At 41.2% G+C, this 15,948-nt stretch carries 18 protein-coding genes; all 18 read left to right on the top strand.

Translation table 11 applies throughout. From position 1 onward, the window contains the following. Nucleotides 1–40: 40 nt before the first annotated feature. Nucleotides 41–607: a TetR/AcrR family transcriptional regulator gene (locus tag ACO1DI_RS13695; RefSeq protein WP_014460098.1), complete on the top strand. Its 567-nt coding sequence runs from the start codon at nucleotides 41–43 to the stop codon at nucleotides 605–607. Between the two features lie 80 nt (nucleotides 608–687). Beyond that, entirely contained in the window at nucleotides 688–1,572 is an 885-nt protein-coding gene (locus ACO1DI_RS13690; protein WP_014460097.1) for a 3-hydroxyacyl-CoA dehydrogenase family protein, read from the top strand. Beyond that, entirely contained in the window at nucleotides 1,569–2,351 is a 783-nt protein-coding gene (locus tag ACO1DI_RS13685) for an enoyl-CoA hydratase (protein ID WP_226556286.1), read from the top strand. The genes ACO1DI_RS13690 and ACO1DI_RS13685 overlap by 4 nt, the downstream gene beginning before the upstream one ends. A 14-nt stretch (nucleotides 2,352–2,365) precedes the next feature. Continuing rightward, nucleotides 2,366–2,767 (top strand): acyl-CoA thioesterase, encoded by a 402-nt coding sequence (locus ACO1DI_RS13680; protein WP_013083164.1) that lies wholly within the window; start codon nucleotides 2,366–2,368, stop codon nucleotides 2,765–2,767. A gap of 25 nt (nucleotides 2,768–2,792) precedes the next feature. After that, nucleotides 2,793–3,851, top strand: a complete 1,059-nt coding sequence (locus ACO1DI_RS13675) for a phosphotransferase family protein (protein WP_423145380.1) — start codon at nucleotides 2,793–2,795, stop codon at nucleotides 3,849–3,851. Beyond that, nucleotides 3,848–4,591: a 2-phosphosulfolactate phosphatase gene (locus tag ACO1DI_RS13670; protein WP_182420590.1), complete on the top strand. Its 744-nt coding sequence runs from the start codon at nucleotides 3,848–3,850 to the stop codon at nucleotides 4,589–4,591. The genes ACO1DI_RS13675 and ACO1DI_RS13670 overlap by 4 nt, the downstream gene beginning before the upstream one ends. After that, entirely contained in the window at nucleotides 4,579–6,357 is a 1,779-nt protein-coding gene (locus ACO1DI_RS13665) for an acyl-CoA dehydrogenase family protein (protein ID WP_423145379.1), read from the top strand. The genes ACO1DI_RS13670 and ACO1DI_RS13665 overlap by 13 nt, the downstream gene beginning before the upstream one ends. A gap of 12 nt (nucleotides 6,358–6,369) precedes the next feature. Then, on the top strand, nucleotides 6,370–7,131 hold the full coding sequence (locus ACO1DI_RS13660; RefSeq protein WP_014460092.1) for an SDR family NAD(P)-dependent oxidoreductase: 762 nt from the start codon (nucleotides 6,370–6,372) through the stop codon (nucleotides 7,129–7,131). A gap of 29 nt (nucleotides 7,132–7,160) precedes the next feature. Continuing rightward, nucleotides 7,161–7,934: an enoyl-CoA hydratase/isomerase family protein gene (locus ACO1DI_RS13655; protein ID WP_286171361.1), complete on the top strand. Its 774-nt coding sequence runs from the start codon at nucleotides 7,161–7,163 to the stop codon at nucleotides 7,932–7,934. 14 nt (nucleotides 7,935–7,948) lie between these two features. Further along, nucleotides 7,949–8,932 (top strand): quinone oxidoreductase family protein, encoded by a 984-nt coding sequence (locus ACO1DI_RS13650; RefSeq protein WP_014460090.1) that lies wholly within the window; start codon nucleotides 7,949–7,951, stop codon nucleotides 8,930–8,932. Between the two features lie 193 nt (nucleotides 8,933–9,125). Continuing rightward, the gene (pdxS, locus tag ACO1DI_RS13645; RefSeq protein WP_014460089.1) at nucleotides 9,126–10,010 is read left to right on the top strand and encodes a pyridoxal 5'-phosphate synthase lyase subunit PdxS; all 885 of its coding nucleotides are present in this window, start codon (nucleotides 9,126–9,128) and stop codon (nucleotides 10,008–10,010) included. A gap of 37 nt (nucleotides 10,011–10,047) precedes the next feature. After that, a complete protein-coding gene (locus ACO1DI_RS13640; protein ID WP_013057065.1) occupies nucleotides 10,048–10,296 on the top strand; it encodes a ferredoxin in 249 nt (82 codons plus the stop codon). Between the two features lie 213 nt (nucleotides 10,297–10,509). After that, complete coding sequence (locus tag ACO1DI_RS13635) at nucleotides 10,510–10,839, top strand: DUF3870 domain-containing protein (protein WP_013057066.1); 330 nt, start codon at nucleotides 10,510–10,512, stop codon at nucleotides 10,837–10,839. A gap of 179 nt (nucleotides 10,840–11,018) precedes the next feature. Continuing rightward, nucleotides 11,019–11,675, top strand: coding sequence for a CoA transferase subunit A (locus ACO1DI_RS13630; RefSeq protein ID WP_014460087.1), 657 nt, complete (start codon nucleotides 11,019–11,021; stop codon nucleotides 11,673–11,675). A 1-nt stretch (nucleotide 11,676) separates the two neighbouring features. Next, complete coding sequence (locus ACO1DI_RS13625; RefSeq protein ID WP_014460086.1) at nucleotides 11,677–12,339, top strand: 3-oxoacid CoA-transferase subunit B; 663 nt, start codon at nucleotides 11,677–11,679, stop codon at nucleotides 12,337–12,339. Further along, nucleotides 12,339–13,529, top strand: a complete 1,191-nt coding sequence (locus ACO1DI_RS13620) for a thiolase family protein (protein WP_014460085.1) — start codon at nucleotides 12,339–12,341, stop codon at nucleotides 13,527–13,529. The genes ACO1DI_RS13625 and ACO1DI_RS13620 overlap by 1 nt, the downstream gene beginning before the upstream one ends. Then, nucleotides 13,517–14,902 (top strand): aspartate aminotransferase family protein, encoded by a 1,386-nt coding sequence (locus tag ACO1DI_RS13615; protein WP_423145378.1) that lies wholly within the window; start codon nucleotides 13,517–13,519, stop codon nucleotides 14,900–14,902. The genes ACO1DI_RS13620 and ACO1DI_RS13615 overlap by 13 nt, the downstream gene beginning before the upstream one ends. Further along, nucleotides 14,886–15,947 (top strand): aminotransferase class III-fold pyridoxal phosphate-dependent enzyme, encoded by a 1,062-nt coding sequence (locus tag ACO1DI_RS13610; RefSeq protein WP_423145377.1) that lies wholly within the window; start codon nucleotides 14,886–14,888, stop codon nucleotides 15,945–15,947. Before ACO1DI_RS13615 ends, ACO1DI_RS13610 begins: the two co-directional genes overlap by 17 nt. Nucleotide 15,948 lies beyond the last annotated feature (1 nt).

Genomic DNA, 15,948 nt, shown 5'->3' with positions numbered 1-15,948 from the left:
ATAATTTGTGAAAATGAGAAAAGACAGAGAGGGTTTGACGATGAAAGATTTGATGATGGAACGAAGCATTCAGCTTTTTGCTCAAAAAGGTTTCAAAGAAACGTCTATTCAAGATATTGTAAATGAATTAAACGTCACAAAAGGAACGTTTTATTATTATTTCAAAAGCAAACAAGAGCTTTTAATGGATATTCATCTTCAATATATTGAAAGATTAATAGAAAACCAAGAGACGATTCTTGCAGATAAGACAACATCTTATCCAGAAAAGCTTCACAGTATTATTTTTAAACTTGTTCATGATATTGAGAAAGAAGGTCTTCGAGCTAAAGTGTTCTTTCGAGAGATGCGTCATTTGAGTGAAGAACACTTAGAACAAATCATTCCAAAGCGCGATCGTTTTAAAGAAAACGTACAAGAAATTATTGAAAAAGGAATGGAAGCAGGGCAATTCCGTTCAGATTTGCCTTCAGATATCGTGACGCTAGGCATATTAGGAATGACAAATTGGAGCTATTTTTGGTTTCAGCCGGATGGTGAAAAGACAGATCGAGAAGTTGCAGCTATTTTTTATAAGATGCTAATGAAAGGTATTCAGTCACAGTAGCTGTTAGGCTAGACAGTGCTCGTAAAAGGCGGGAAAGTATAAGCTCTTTCTCTCCTTTTATATTAAAAGGAGGATATAACATGGATAGTAAAGATATACAGCGTATTGCTGTCATTGGCGCAGGACAAATGGGACATCAAATCGGTATGCTTTGTGCACTTGGAGGATATGAAACGATTATCCAAGATATGAATGAACAATCACTCATTGATGCAAAAAATAAGCTGGAAGCAATTATAGACAAGTGGGTTCATAAAGGCAAAATCTCCCCGGATGCTAAAGAAGCCGCATTTCAAAGGTTGTCTTTTACAAACACATTAAAGGAAGCGGTTTCAAATTCTGATTTTGTGATTGAAGCCGTTGTAGAAAAGTTAGATGTAAAACAAAGCGTTTTTAAAGAAATAGATGAGTACGCACCAAGTCACGCCATTTTAGCATCAAATAGTTCAACTATTGTTAACTCGCTTATTGCAAGTGCAACAAACCGTCCAGAGCAAATCGTTAACATGCATTTCTTTTTTCCTCCTCTTGTAATGGACTGCGTAGAAGTTGTGATGAGTGAGAAGACAAGTGAACAAACAGCTCAAACGACAATGGAAGTTTGTAAGCAAATTAATCGCACAGCAGTCCTTCTGAAAAAAGAAATCTCAGGTTTTATTGCCAATCGAATTTTAGGAGCGTTGCAAAAAGAAGCCGTTTTTCTTTATGAGAATGGATACGCAGATTTTGAAGATATTGATACGATTTGCAAAAAAGCGCTCAACCACCCGATCGGTCCTTTTGAATTGATGGATCTTTCAGGAATTGACGTCGGATATTTTGTGATGCAGCAGCGCTATAGCGAAACGGGGGATCCAGAGGACAAGCCAGCTGCGTGCATTGAAGAAAAAGTTCAAAAAGGCGAGCTTGGGCGCAAAACAGGAAAAGGTTTTTACACATACCACACACAGGGAGTGAAGCAATGATGAAAAAATTTGTACGTATTGAAAAAGAAGAGAAAACGGCAATTGTAACCATTGATAACCCGCCTTTAAATGTAATGAGCCAGGCTGTTGTGCAGCAGCTTGAAGAAACGTATGAAGAGCTTAGTAAAGATCCTGATGTCATTACAATCATTTTAACGGGAGCGGGCGACCGGGCGTTTATGGCTGGAGCTGATATTAAAGAGTTTCCTCAGTTAATGGGGCAAAGCGGCATTAAAGAAGAGTTTATGAAAACCCATCGCGTTTTGCAAAAACTTGAAAACATTGAAAAACCAACAATTGTCGTGTTAAACGGTTTAACGTTTGGAGGAGGGTGCGAACTTTCACTAACTGCTGATATACGCATTGCCGAAGAACATGCTCAAATCGGTCTTCCGGAAGTGAAGCTCGGATTGTTTCCTGGAGGAGGCGGCACTCAGCGTCTTCCACGCGTAATCGGCGTTTCTAAAGCTAAAGAGTGGATGTTTGCCGGCGGTCCTGTTTCTGCAGAAGAAGCGCTTCATGCAGGCTTTGCCAATCATGTCACGCCTAAAGGAAAAGGGCTCGAAAAAGCTAAAGAGCTGGCTAAGAAATTTAACCGCCACTCTCTTCCGTCACTTTCTCGAATTAAGACAGCGGTAAACGAAGGAATGAATCGTACATTATCTGAAGGTCTTGAACTTGAGGCAGAGCTGTTTGAAGAAGTCTTTCAAACAGAAGATATTAAAGAAGGAGTATCAGCATTTATTGAAAAGCGTCCCGCTGTTTTTTCACATAAGTAAAGGAGGAGAAAACCATGTATGAAACACAGGTCAAAGTGCGTTTTTGCGAAACAGACGCACTCGGTCACATTAACAATACGAGCTATTTCATTTATTTAGAAGAGGCCCGCATTGCTTTTTTTGAAGAAATGGGAGCATCCATGCATACAAAAAAGTGGGAGTATATTTTAGCTTCTACTAAATGTGATTTTGTTGCGCAAGGTTATTTTAATCAAGTTCTAATGATTAAAACCTTTGTATCTAATGTCGGCAATAAAAGCTTTACAATTGGCCATGAAATTACCGACAGCAAGACGGGATCGCTGATTGCTAAAGGAGAAGCTGTCATCGTGTACTTTGATTTTGATGCGCAAAAAAGCGTTTCTATTCCAGCGGACATTAAGCAGTTTTTGATGAATTATAAAGTAGCTGTTTAACTATAAAAAAGCAGGTGGTAAAAGAATGTCACAAATCATTCCTGTACGAAAAGGAGAGGAGTTAAACACGGAAAAACTGCATCAGTTTCTCCGTGTTTCGATTCCAGATTTACCTAAAGAGCCTCTTTTAATCAAGCAATTTGGATCAGGTGCATCCAATTTAACCTACGCTCTTTCAGTGGGAGAGTGGGAGGCGGTGTTGAGACGCCCTCCCTTTGGGCCAGTTGCGCCAAAAGCGCATGACATGCAAAGAGAATATAAGATTTTATCTGTTTTATCGAAGTCTTTTCCTCTCGCTCCTAGGCCGTATGTGTTTTGTGAAGATGAGACGGTGGTCGGGAAATCCTTTTTTTTAATGGAACAAAAGCACGGTGTTCTCATCGACACAGCGTTTCCAGAAGACGTGAAAGGAACTAGCGAACTTTGCCGTTGTATTTCAGAACAAATGGTGGATGTTCTTGCTCAACTTCATGATGTTCCTTATAAAGGCACGCTGCTTGAAAAAATCAGCAAGCCCGAAGGATTTTTAGAACGTCAAGTACACGGATGGATTTATCGTTATGAAAAATCAAAAACAAGTGACATACCGGAAGTAGAAGCCTTAAAAAAATGGTTGACCACACACATTCCCACTACACAGCATTCGACCATTATTCACTATGATTATAAGCTTAATAATACGTTATTTTCAACGGATGGAAAGAAAATTGTAGGATTATTTGACTGGGAAATGACAACCGTTGGAGACCCGCTTGCTGATTTGGGAGTTGCGCTGAGCTATTGGATGGAAGATAGTGACCCTGAACTTTTAAAAAGAGGATTGGGGAACCCACCTGTTACTGTGCAAAAAAGCTTTTATTCCCGTCGAGATTTTGTAGAAGCGTATGCTAAAAAAAGCGGACGAGATGTTTCACACATTGACTTTTACTTGAAATTTGCGTACTTCAAACTTGCTGTCATTTGTCAGCAAATTTATTACCGTTATAAAAAAGGCCAAACAAATGATAAACGGTTTTCACAATTTGGAGAGTATGTAAAAACACTAATTATTCATGCTCTGCATACAGAACGCGGGCATATATGAAAAGAAAAGTTCACGTAATACTCAAAAAAGAAGAGCTTCTTGCCAAAAAGCTAGAAGGAAAAACGGTCGTTATATTTGACGTCTTATTGGCTACGTCAACAATTGCGGCTGCTTTACAGCAAGGAGCAACAGAAGTTATCCCAGTAAAAAATGAAGAAGAAGCGCGTAATAAAGCAAAAACGTATAAGCCTGACGAAATTGCACTTGTAGGCGAATATAGAGGAAAAACGATTGAAGGCTTTTTTGATCCAAACCCCAGCACGTTAAAGGAGCATGTTAAAAATAAAACAGTTATTTTGTCTACCACTAATGGAACGGTGGCCATTCGTAGCGCTGAAAAAGCAAAACAGGTGTATGCTGCTTCACTTTTAAATGGAGAAGCAGTTGCCAGAGCTGTCTATCAGCAAGGACAAGCTGAAACTGTTTTATTAGTTTGTTCAGGTTCGTCGGATCGCTTCTGTCTAGAAGATTTATATGGAGCGGGTCATTTTATAAACTGCCTGCTGCGATTAAAAACATTTCATTTAACGGATGCTGCAAAAGCCGCACTGCTTTTGTATAAGGCTTATGAGCATTCACCCCTTGAAATATTGAAACGCTCATCCGTAGGAGAAATGCTCACTCAGTATGGCTTTCTAGACGAAATTGGCTTTGTAAGCCGGAAAAACGTCTATTCCGTAGTTCCTAAGGTAGTGAAAAAAAAGCTAGTAAACGGGGAGGAAACGATATGTCTGAAATGAAAACCGAAGCAAAAGGCGGATCATTTTTACTAAAAAAAACATCTGCGCATCACGTTTATACACCCGAAGACTTAACGGATGAGCATCGTATGATTGCTCAGACAGCAAAGCAGTTTATTGAAAAAGAAGTAGACCCTTACCACAGTGACATTGAGCAGCAGGATTTTAATAAAGTAGTAGAATTGATGCATAAAGCAGGCGAGCTTGGCCTTCTTGCTCACAGTATTCCAGAAACATATGGAGGACTAGGTCTTGATAAAGTAAGCAAAGGACTCGTCGGTGAAATCATTGGCCGGACAAGTGGATATGGAGTCGCTCATTCTAATCATACATGCATTGCGACACTTCCTATTACGTATTTTGGCACCAAGAAGCAAAAAGAAAAATATTTGCCTAAATTGGCAAGCGGTGAATATATTGGCGCCTACTGTTTGACAGAGCCTGAAGCAGGTTCTGATGCTCTTGCAGCCCAAACAAAAGCCGTATTAAATCCTGAAAAAACGCATTATGTATTAAATGGAACGAAGCAGTACATTACCAATGCTGCCTTTTCAGATACGTTCATCACATATGCAAAAGTAGACGGAGAACATTTTACTGCTTTTATTGTAGAAAAAGATTTTGAAGGACTGTCTCTCGGCCCAGAAGAAAAGAAAATGGGAATCAAAGGGTCGTCTACTCGTCCAGTTATTTACGAAGATTGTTTAGTACCTGTAGAAAACGTACTTGGACAAGTAGGAAAAGGTCACTTGATTGCGTTGAACGTCTTAAACCTTGGACGTTTTAACTTAGGTTCTGCATGTATGGGCGCAGCAAAATATGCGTTTGAACTTGCTTTATCTTATACAAAAGAACGCAAGCAGTTTAAAACAGCTATTGCGGAATTTAATGCTTCAAAAGAAAAGATAGCTAAAATGGCGGCTCGTATTTTTGCATCTGAATCTATCCAGTACCGTACAGCTGGTTTACTAGAAGAGGCGCTTGGTGGACTATATGAAAGTGAAAATCATAAGTTAGTAGCTAAACAGCTGGCTGAATTTGCAATGGAATGTTCAGTTTGTAAAGTGTACGGATCGGAAACTCTTGATTTAATTGCCGATGAATCGCTGCAGCTTCATGGCGGCGCAGGGTTTATTCAAGAATATAAAATCGAACAAGTATATCGTGACTCACGCATCAATCGTATTTTTGAAGGTACAAATGAAATTAACCGCCTATTACTTCCAACTCAGCTTCTAAAAAAAGCAGGCAAAGGAGAAATAGAGCTGAGCAAACAAGTAGAACATGCCGTTAGTGAATTGATGAGCGGTCAGTGGGAAATACCTTCAAATGAACTTCTAGCCAGAGAGAAGCAGGCGGTTATTACCACAAGACATTTATTTCTTGCTTTATTAGGAACAGCATTCCAAACGTTTCAAGCCAATCTAGCACAAGAACAAGAAACGCTGATGAAGCTCGCAGAAATTGCTGTTGGACTATTTGCCATAGAGTCATCTGTGCTGCGCACGGAAAAAGCCGTAACCAGAAATGGAGAAGAAAAAGAAAAGTTAAAAAGCAAGCTGACAGCAACGGTTGTTAGTGAAACGCTCTTTGAAATTGAAAAACAGGCTCGACAATTAATAAACGGGATGCTAACAGGTGAAAAGCACCGACAGTACCGTACAATTCTCGGAAAATGGATGAATGATTTGCAAAGTGAAGGCGAATTCACGCGCAATCGAGGCATCGCCCGTGAATTTATTGACAGCGGACGATACGTTGTATAAAGGAGGGATATTATGCGTTTTGAAGGGCAAATAGCTGTTATTACAGGGGCTGGAAGCGGCATTGGAGAAGCGACCGCTCAGAGAATGGCAAAAGAAGGAGCCCGCGTCATTCTTGTCGGGCGAACGAAAGAAAAGCTAGTACAGGCTGCATCCGCTATTGACACACTGTGTGAACGAAAATGCACGGATATTTTCCCAGCTGATGTAACGAAAGAAGGAGACGTCAAAGAGCTTGCTGAGTTCATAAAAGAAAAGTACGGACAAATTCATTTATTAATTAATAATGCAGGCGGATCTGTTAATTCAACAATTAAAGAAACAACGCTTGAACAGTGGAAACACGTACAGGACGTTAATTTAACAAGCGTATTTCTTATAACAAAACAGTTGATTCCTTTTTTAACTGAAGGAATAGGAGAAAATCGATCTATTGTTAATGTCGCTTCTCTTTCAGGACATAAAGCAGGTGCGCAAATTCCTCACTACAGCGCTGCTAAAGCTGCTTTAATAAACTTTACAAAAGCAATGGCATTTGAATTAGCACCTCACGGAGTCAGAGTAAACTCTGTGTCTCCTGGATTCGTAGAAACACCTTTAACACAGCCTGGACTTGAAAATGAGCGCTTCACTAAGGCAATCGAAAAAAATACGGCTTTAAAACGTGTAGGTAAACCAGATGAAATTGCAAATGTTATTGCTTTTGCAGCGTCTAAAGAGGCATCGTATATGACGGGAAGTGATTTATTAGTAGACGGCGGGTGGCTTATCGTTTGATGCAAAGTAAAGAGGAGGGAATTGAAATTATGAGTGATTTAGTAGTAGAAAAGCAGGGGACTATTTTATCTTTAACGTTAAATCGGCCCGAGCGTTTAAATGCATTCAGTGAAGAAATGATTGAAAAGTTAACAACTGAAATAAAACAGGCACAAAGCGATGAGTCTATTAAAGTAGTTATATTAAATGGAGCAGGGCGCTCGTTTTCTGCCGGAGGCGATGTAAAAACGATGGGTCAAGCATCCGGAGCGGATGTGTATGAACATATCGGCCGTTTAAATGAATGTATTTTAGCGATGCAAAATTTAGAGAAGCCAATTATTGCAGCAGTTCATGGGTTTGCAGCAGGAGCGGCTTTTAATTTAGCTCTCGCTTCTGACTTTATCATTGCGTCAGAAGAAAGCCGATTTGTATTAAGCTTTTCTCAAGTTGGATTGATTTCAGACGGAGGAGGCCTTTACTTTCTTACAAAGGTCGTCGGTCCCCACAGAGCGAAGGAACTGTTATTTTTAGGAGAGCCTATGGATGCCGAAACAGCTTATAAAGCCGGTTTTTTAAACCGTGTAGTGCCGTTAAATCAGCTGAAAGATGAGGTAACTTCCTTTGCAAGCCGCTTATCACAAGGACCAACGAAAGCGTATGGGAAAATGAAAAAAATTGTCAACGATTCATTTCATTTAACGTTACAACAAGTGCTCGAACAAGAAAGGCTAACGCAAGTTCTTATGGTAGAAACAAGAGATCATCAAGAAGGAATATCTGCGTTTAAAGAAAAAAGAAAGCCACTATTTCAAGGGAAATAAAAGGGGGATCTACGATGAAAGCCATTCAATTTACGCAGTACGGGGGACCTGATGTTCTTCAAGTTATCGATATTGCACGCCCTGTACCAAAAAAGAAAGATGTGCTCATTAAAGTTGCGGCAATCGGCGTTAATTATGCCGATGCTGCGCGGCGTGAAGGAGCATATGTAGTAGAAACACCGCTTCCTTTTATTCCAGGTTCTGAAGTAGCGGGCGAAGTGGTTGAAGTAGGCGAGGATGTAAAAGGGATACAAGTAGGTACAAAAGTCGTGACGCTGCTAGGATCTAATCGAGCAACAGGATACGCGGAGTACACGCTGGCAGATTCAAGAGGCCTTATTCCGTTGCCGGAGAATGTGGATTTAACACAAGCGGTTGCTTTGCCTCTTCAAGGACTAACGGCTTATCATATTTTAAAAACGATGGGTCGCCTTGAAAAAGGAGAAACCGTCATCGTTCATGCGGCAGCAGGCGGCGTCGGAACCTTAGCTGTTCAGCTTGCCAAAATTTTTGGAGCCGGAAAAGTCATTGCTACAGCGAGCTCTAAAGAAAAGCTTGAGCTCGCAAAAAATCTCGGAGCTGACGAAGCGATTAACTATACAGAAACAGGCTGGGAAAAACGAATTTTAGAAGTAACGGAAGGAAAAGGAGCCGATATTATTTTAGAAATGGTAGGAGGGCATATATTCTATGAATCTCTTCAATGTCTTGCACCATTTGGGCGTCTCGTTTTTTACGGAATGGCTAGCGGAAAACCTGTAAAATTCAACCCTGCCCGCCTGATGGAAAAAAATCAATCGGTTCTAGGCTTTTTCTTACCTCAAATGATGGCAAAACCAGCGCTTTATCAGCAAAGCCTGCATGAGCTATTAAACTACGTAAATTCCGGTCAGCTAAAATTAATGCTGGGCGGCACATTTTCACTTGATGAAGCGGCAGATGTACATCGTCTGCTTCAAGGAAGAAAAACGACCGGAAAATTAGTGTTAGTTCCTTAACAAAACAGCTTCCGTCTCTAATAGGGACGGGAGCTGTTTTGGTTTAAAAAATTGGCTTTCACCTGCCAATTTTTTAAAAACCGCTTAATAATTTGGCATAAAAATCAATGTTTTTTACTAATTTCTTCTATATTTTAACACTGGCATGGAAGTTGCATAATAAGTGTTTGAACATATAAAGGAGGAATTGAATATGGTGAGAAATGGAACGGACCGCGTGAAGCGGGGAATGGCAGAAATGCAAAAAGGCGGCGTTATCATGGACGTGATCAATGCAGAACAGGCAAAAATTGCAGAGGCAGCAGGCGCTGTTGCCGTTATGGCGTTAGAGCGTGTTCCAGCCGATATCCGTGCAGCAGGCGGCGTGTCTCGTATGGCAGACCCAACAATTGTTGAAGAAGTGATGAACGCTGTATCCATTCCAGTTATGGCGAAAGCCCGCATCGGCCATATCGTTGAAGCGCGCGTGCTAGAAGCAATGGGCGTAGACTATATTGACGAAAGTGAAGTACTCACTCCAGCTGATGAGGAATATCACCTTAACAAAAGTACATTTACGGTTCCATTTGTATGCGGATGCCGTGATTTAGGCGAAGCAGCAAGACGAATTGGTGAAGGTGCTTCAATGCTTCGTACAAAAGGCGAACCAGGAACAGGAAACATCGTCGAAGCAGTGCGTCATATGCGCCAAGTAAACGCTCAAGTACGTAAAGTGGTAGGCATGGATGAAGATGAGTTAATGACAGAAGCTAAGCTATTAGGTGCGCCTTATGAGCTCTTACTGCAAATTAAACGTGAAGGCCGTTTACCGGTTGTAAACTTTGCCGCAGGCGGCGTAGCAACACCAGCAGACGCAGCCTTAATGATGCAGCTTGGAGCAGACGGTGTGTTCGTTGGATCAGGAATCTTCAAATCAGACAACCCGGAAAAATTTGCGCGTGCAATCGTGGAAGCAACAACACATTATCAAGACTATGAACTTATTGCAAGCTTGTCAAAAGGGTTAGGAAGTGCAATGAAAGGAATTGAAATTTCATCATTATTACCAGAAAATCGTATGCAAGAACGCGGCTGGTAATGAGTAATAACTTTTAAACTTAGTTAGGAGAATGACCATGGGGAAATATACGATAGTTGATAAAGAAACGTGTATTGCGTGCGGCGCATGCGGAGCTGCGGCACCTGATATTTATGATTATGATGATGAAGGAATTGCGTTCGTTATACTTGATGATAATCAAGGCACGGTTGAAGTGCCCCAAGAGTTGGAAGACGATTTGATAGATGCGTTTGAAGGCTGTCCAACAGAGTCCATCCGTATAGCGGATGAAAAGTTTGATGGAGACTCGAATAAATTTCAATAAAGCGGAATAAATAAAAAAATAGAAAATTTTTTAAAAGAAAAGAAGGATTTTGTCTAGAAAAGGCGAAATGTTAGTTGTGTAAGAACATATCTTTTTAAAAATGAAAGCACTTACATAACTAAAAGCATATGAGTTAGCCTCATTTGACCTTTCAGAATTATTAGTGTAAAAGTGCAGAGTAATCAAATAGTTTTTAAAAGGAGATTAAGGGGCATGCAAATACTGAATACAGTCATTGTGACAGGATATGCAAAAGCTCCACAGGGAACTTCCATGTATGAAATGTATAAGCATGCGGGAATTGTACTAGAAGTGGATCTGACAGAGCATAAAATTGTAAATGCTGAGTTTACGTTTATTACGGAGCTAACGCAAAATTTTTTCCGGAAGCTGCTTATTGGTTACTGCCTTGCAGATGGAATTGAACCTCTTATTGAACGTATTCAAAATTATTATTTTGCTCCATCTCAACAGGCGATTATCGTAGCGCTTCAGGCTGCAATCCAACGTTACTGGGATAATGTGAATCAAAAAATTACATAGCGTTTGGTTAGAATAAAGTGAGAAGACAACCTCTTTTCATGGTCTTATTAAAACCAAGCAGACACACACACTTTACAAAGAGTGGGGGACATCCCTTTTTCTTTGGGGAGTCATTGTGTCCTGCTTGGTTTTTTTCGTGTAAAGCGCTGTGAAATATAAAAAGAAAAGGAGGAAACAAAATGAACAAAATCATCACGCGCGAAGAAGCAATAGAAAAAATAACAGATGGCGCACGCATTATGGTAGGTGGATTTGGTCTTGTTGGAAGCCCGCTTAGTCTGATTGAAGCGATTGCCAAATCAAACCTTAAAGATTTAGAGATTATTAGTAATAACCTCGGTGAACCTGGAAAAGGATTAGGTGTATTGGTTCAAAAAAAACAAGTAAAAAAAGCCATAGGGTCTTATTTTACTTCCAACCCTGAAGTTGTACACGCTTATCAACAACAAGAACTTCAAGTGGAGCTCATCCCGCAAGGAACAATGTCCGAGGCAATTAGAGCAGGAGGAGCAGGCATCGGAGGATTTTATACGCCTGTGAGCGTAGGGACTCGGCTTGCGGAAGGAAAAGAAGAACGAGTATTAAAAGGAAAGAAATATGTTTTGCAAGAATCGCTGCACGCAGATGTAGCTCTAATAAAAGCTAAAAAAGCAGATCGACTCGGAAATCTTATTTACAGCAAATCAGCAAGAAACTTTAATCCAATGATGGCAACGGCTGCTGATATCGTGATTGCTGAAGTAGAAGAAGTGGTTGAAGTTGGGCAGATTTCTCCTGAAGAAATTGTAACTCCTCATTTATACGTTACTTATATCGTAATGAAAGGAGAACAATAAGATGAACGTCAAACAATATATTGCTGCGCGTGCTGCAAAAGAGCTTTGTCACGGAGATGTAGTGAACTTAGGAATCGGCATTCCTACTTTAGTTGCTAATTATATTTCACCCGATGTTCACGTGTTTTTACATTCAGAAAACGGGATTCTTGGCGTTGGCCCTACTCCTGAAGAAGATTATATAGATCCAGAACTTGTGAATGCTGGAAAGCTGCCCGTCACGGTTTTGGAAGGTGCCTCATTTTTTAACAGCGCTGATTCTTTTGCCATGATACGCGGAGGCCATGTGAATGTATCGATTCTTGGAGTGCTTCAAGTAGATGAAGCAGGCCGAATTGCAAACTGGGCTGTCCCTGGGAAAAGTGTTCTTGGCGTAGGAGGAGCAATGGATTTATTAGAAGGCTCAAAAAAAGTGATCGTGACGACTCTTCATACGAACAGCCAAGGAGAGTCAAAGCTAGTTGAGGAGTTAACTTATCCGCTTACTTCAGAGCGACGAGTCGATATGATTATTACAGAATTAGCTGTCTTTTCGGTAACAGACCATGGTCTTGAACTTCTTGAAACAGCTCCCGGTGTTTCTTTAGAGACAGTGCAACAAAAAACGCAAGCTTCTTTTCGCGTTTCTAAATTATTTAATAAAAACAATGAGGTGACAGCATAATGGCAGTGATTGTAAATGCATTTCGAACGCCTATTGGAAAGTTTGGGGGTTCGCTTGCAGATACGCTTCCAGAAGAACTAGTCTCTCTTGTGATGAAAAACAATTTGTCTTCAGCGGGATATACTTCAGAGATTATTGATGAAATCATTGTCGGACAGACTAAACAAAGCGCTCATGCTCCTAATATAGCGAGAGTAGCCGGGCTGAAAGCTCAATTCTCTGAACGTATTCCAGCTTATACCGTGCACCGCCAGTGCGGTTCAGGCATGCAGGCTGTAATGAATGGAGCTATGTCCATTTTGTCGGGTCAAGCCGAAGTGGTATTAGCCGGAGGAGCGGAAAGCATGTCTCAAGCACCGCACTATACGGTAGGCACTCGTTTTGGTTTTCACGTTGGTGATTTAACACTCTATGACTCTAATACAGAAAGTCAGCCAAAATCACAGCCTGAAACGTTATACGGAACGTTTACGATGGGACAGACGGCCGAGTGGCTCGCTGAAAAATATAGTATTAGCCGCACGGAACAAGATGAGTTTGCTTTTTATAGTCAGGAAAAAGCTAGGCGGGCTATAGAACTGGATTTGTTTGAAGAAGAAATTATCCCGGTACCTGTAAAAGAAGGAAAAAAAGGTATGAGGCATTTTGCAACAGATGAATTTCCTCGTCTTACTAGCAAAGAAAAGCTTGGTGCGCTTAAGCCTGTTTTTCAAAAGAATGGAACGGTGACAGCCGGCAATTCATCCGGCAGAAACGATGGCGCTTCAATGATGCTGTTGATGTCGGAAGAAAAAGCTGAGCAGCTTGGATTAACGCCTATGGCAAAGATTGTGTCGTTTGCCGCAGCGGGCGTCTCTCCAAAGGAAATGGGAATTGGCCCCGTTTCTGCTTCGCAAATTGCTTTAAATAAAGTCGGTTTAAGCTTAGGTGATATGGACTTGATTGAATTAAACGAAGCATTTGCCGCTCAAAGTATTGCTTGCTTAAGAGAATGGGACATCACATCAGAAAAAGTGAATGTAAACGGAGGAGCAATTGCGCTTGGACACCCTTTAGGCTGCTCCGGAGCAAGAATCATAACAACTCTGTGTCATGAACTCCACAAGCAAAAAAGACGATACGGCCTGGCTACTATTTGCGTTGCAGGAGGATTAGGAATGGCGATGGTGGTGGAAAGATGGACGAAATAAAAAGAGATTATGTTTTTCATAGAGATTTAACAAAAAAGTATCCAATGATTACGCATGGTGAAGGAAGCTACTTAATAGATGAGCAAGGAAAAAAGTATTTAGACGGCTGCTCCGGCGCCGTGGCGGCAAACTTAGGGCACGGCATTGCGCAAATAGCCGAGGCGATGGCGGAGCAGGCAAAAAAAGCGGCGTTTGTTCATACATTGCGTTTTGAAACGGATGTTTTGCATAAACTTGCAGGCAAAATTGGAGAAATGGCGCCGCTTCATTTAAACAAAGTCTATTTTACATCAGGAGGATCAGAAGCAAATGAAAGTGCATTGAAATTAGCAAGGCAATATCACAGGGATGCCGGAAAGATGCAAAAACACATCGTAATCGGAAGGTGGCAGTCTTACCATGGAAACACGATAGGGGCACTATCAGCTGGAGGAGACGTAAAAAGACGATATCCTTATACACCTAATCTTTTACATTTTGCGCATGTCTATTCGCCGTATTGTCATCGCTGTCCGTATAATCGCAATCAAGAAGACTGCGTGGCAAATCAAAACTGGAGCTGTATCACCGATATTGAACGCACCATTTTAGAGCTTGGTCCAGAAAATATTTCAGCTTTTATCGCAGAGCCCATCGTAGGAAGTCAGCAAGGAGCTGTTGTACCTCCGCTTGACTACTTCAAAAAAGTACGTGAGCTTTGCAGCCGCTATGACATTCTTTTGATTGTTGATGAAGTGATGACAGGCTTCGGGAGAACGGGAACTGATTTTGCAGTGGGACAATTCGGAATCGAACCGGATATCCTAACGTTTGGTAAAGGAGTTTCAGCTGGGTACGCTCCTTTAGGAGGAATGATTGTTCATGACCGTCTGATTCAAGGCTTGTTAGAAAATAGCAGCGGGAAATTTCTTCATGGCTATACGTACAGTGGACATCCTGTTTCGATAGCGGCAGGCCTTGCTGCTTTGGATATGTATGAAGAAATGAATATCCTTCAAAACGTTGAAACTCAAGGCGCGTATTTAATGGAATGTTTAGTAGCGCTGCAGCGCAAGTATCCTTATATTTCAGATATTCGCGGCCGCGGACTTTTAATTGGATTAGAACTAATGAAAGACGTCAATCAACAGATATTTTTCGAGCCAAGTGAAGCAGCCAGCGAAAAGCTCAATGAAATTTGTATGGAGCTTGGAGGCGTGTTTTACCCAGGATCCGGATCTGTAGATGGACATAAAGGAGAACATATGATTATCAGTCCTCCTTTAAACATAACGAAATCAGAAGTTGATGAAATAGTGAGATTGCTAGATCATGCGTTTTCTATTTTTCATCAGCACATAAGAAAGGATGAGTCATATGAAAGTACAAAATAAAACAGAAGAGCTTCAAATCAAAGGAAAAAAACATTTATCACCGGTGATGACAAGAGTAACAGAGCTTGTTATTGAAAAAGCGCACGGTGCGAAATTTTGGACAGCTGATGGCAAGGAATATATTGATTTTGTATCAGGAGTAGCTGTCAATGCAGTGGGTCATACGCATGAAAAGATGGTAGAAGCGATAAAAAAACAAGCAGATCAGCTGCTTCACCTAGGCTTAAACTACGGCTATTACGAAACAGCAGTGAATTTGGCAGAAAAACTTGCGCAAATTACGCCTGGAAACTTAGACACGGTGTTTTTTTCAAACTCAGGCGCAGAAGCCATTGATGGTGCGCTCAAATTAGCAAAAGCGGCCACTGGCAGACCAGCGATAATTGCTTTTGAAGGTTCTTTTCACGGTCGTACACTAGGAGCTACAGCTATTACGGCTTCAAGCTCAAAATACCGCAGCTACTACGAGCCGATTTTAGGAGAAGTGTATCACGTCCCTTATCCTTATCCAAGTCAGCTTCCTAATGTTGACGAGGAAGATGCAGAAGCATATTGCTTAAATCAACTGCAAAAGCTGTTTGATCTGCGAGTGGATCCTTCACGCGTAGCGGCGATTGTAATTGAGCCAGTCATGGGCGAAGGGGGCTATTACCCTGCTCCTTCTAGCTTTTTACGTGCACTGAGAGACATAGCGAATGATTATGGCATTCTGCTTGTTTTTGATGAAGTGCAAACGGGATTTGGGCGCACTGGAAAAATGTTTGCCGCAGAACATGCTGGAGTCACACCAGATATTTTAGTTTTAGCAAAAGCTCTTTCCGGCGGCATGCCTTTAGGAGCCATTGTAGCAAGCCGAGAACTGCATGAGAAATGGCCAACAGCTGGACATGGTTCTACTTTTGGCGGAAATCCAGTATCGTGCGCAGCGGCTTTAGCTAATATTTCAATCATTGAAGAAGAAAAGCTTGTAGAGCGCAGTGAAAAAGTAGGCGCTGATATTGTTAAACGCCTTCAGCATTCTATTCGGACATTTACCGGCTATTAAA

The organism is Priestia sp. 40 (genome assembly GCF_049368575.1).
Taxonomy (GTDB): domain Bacteria; phylum Bacillota; class Bacilli; order Bacillales; family Bacillaceae_H; genus Priestia; species Priestia zanthoxyli.
This window is presented reverse-complemented; position numbering and strand designations above follow the sequence as displayed.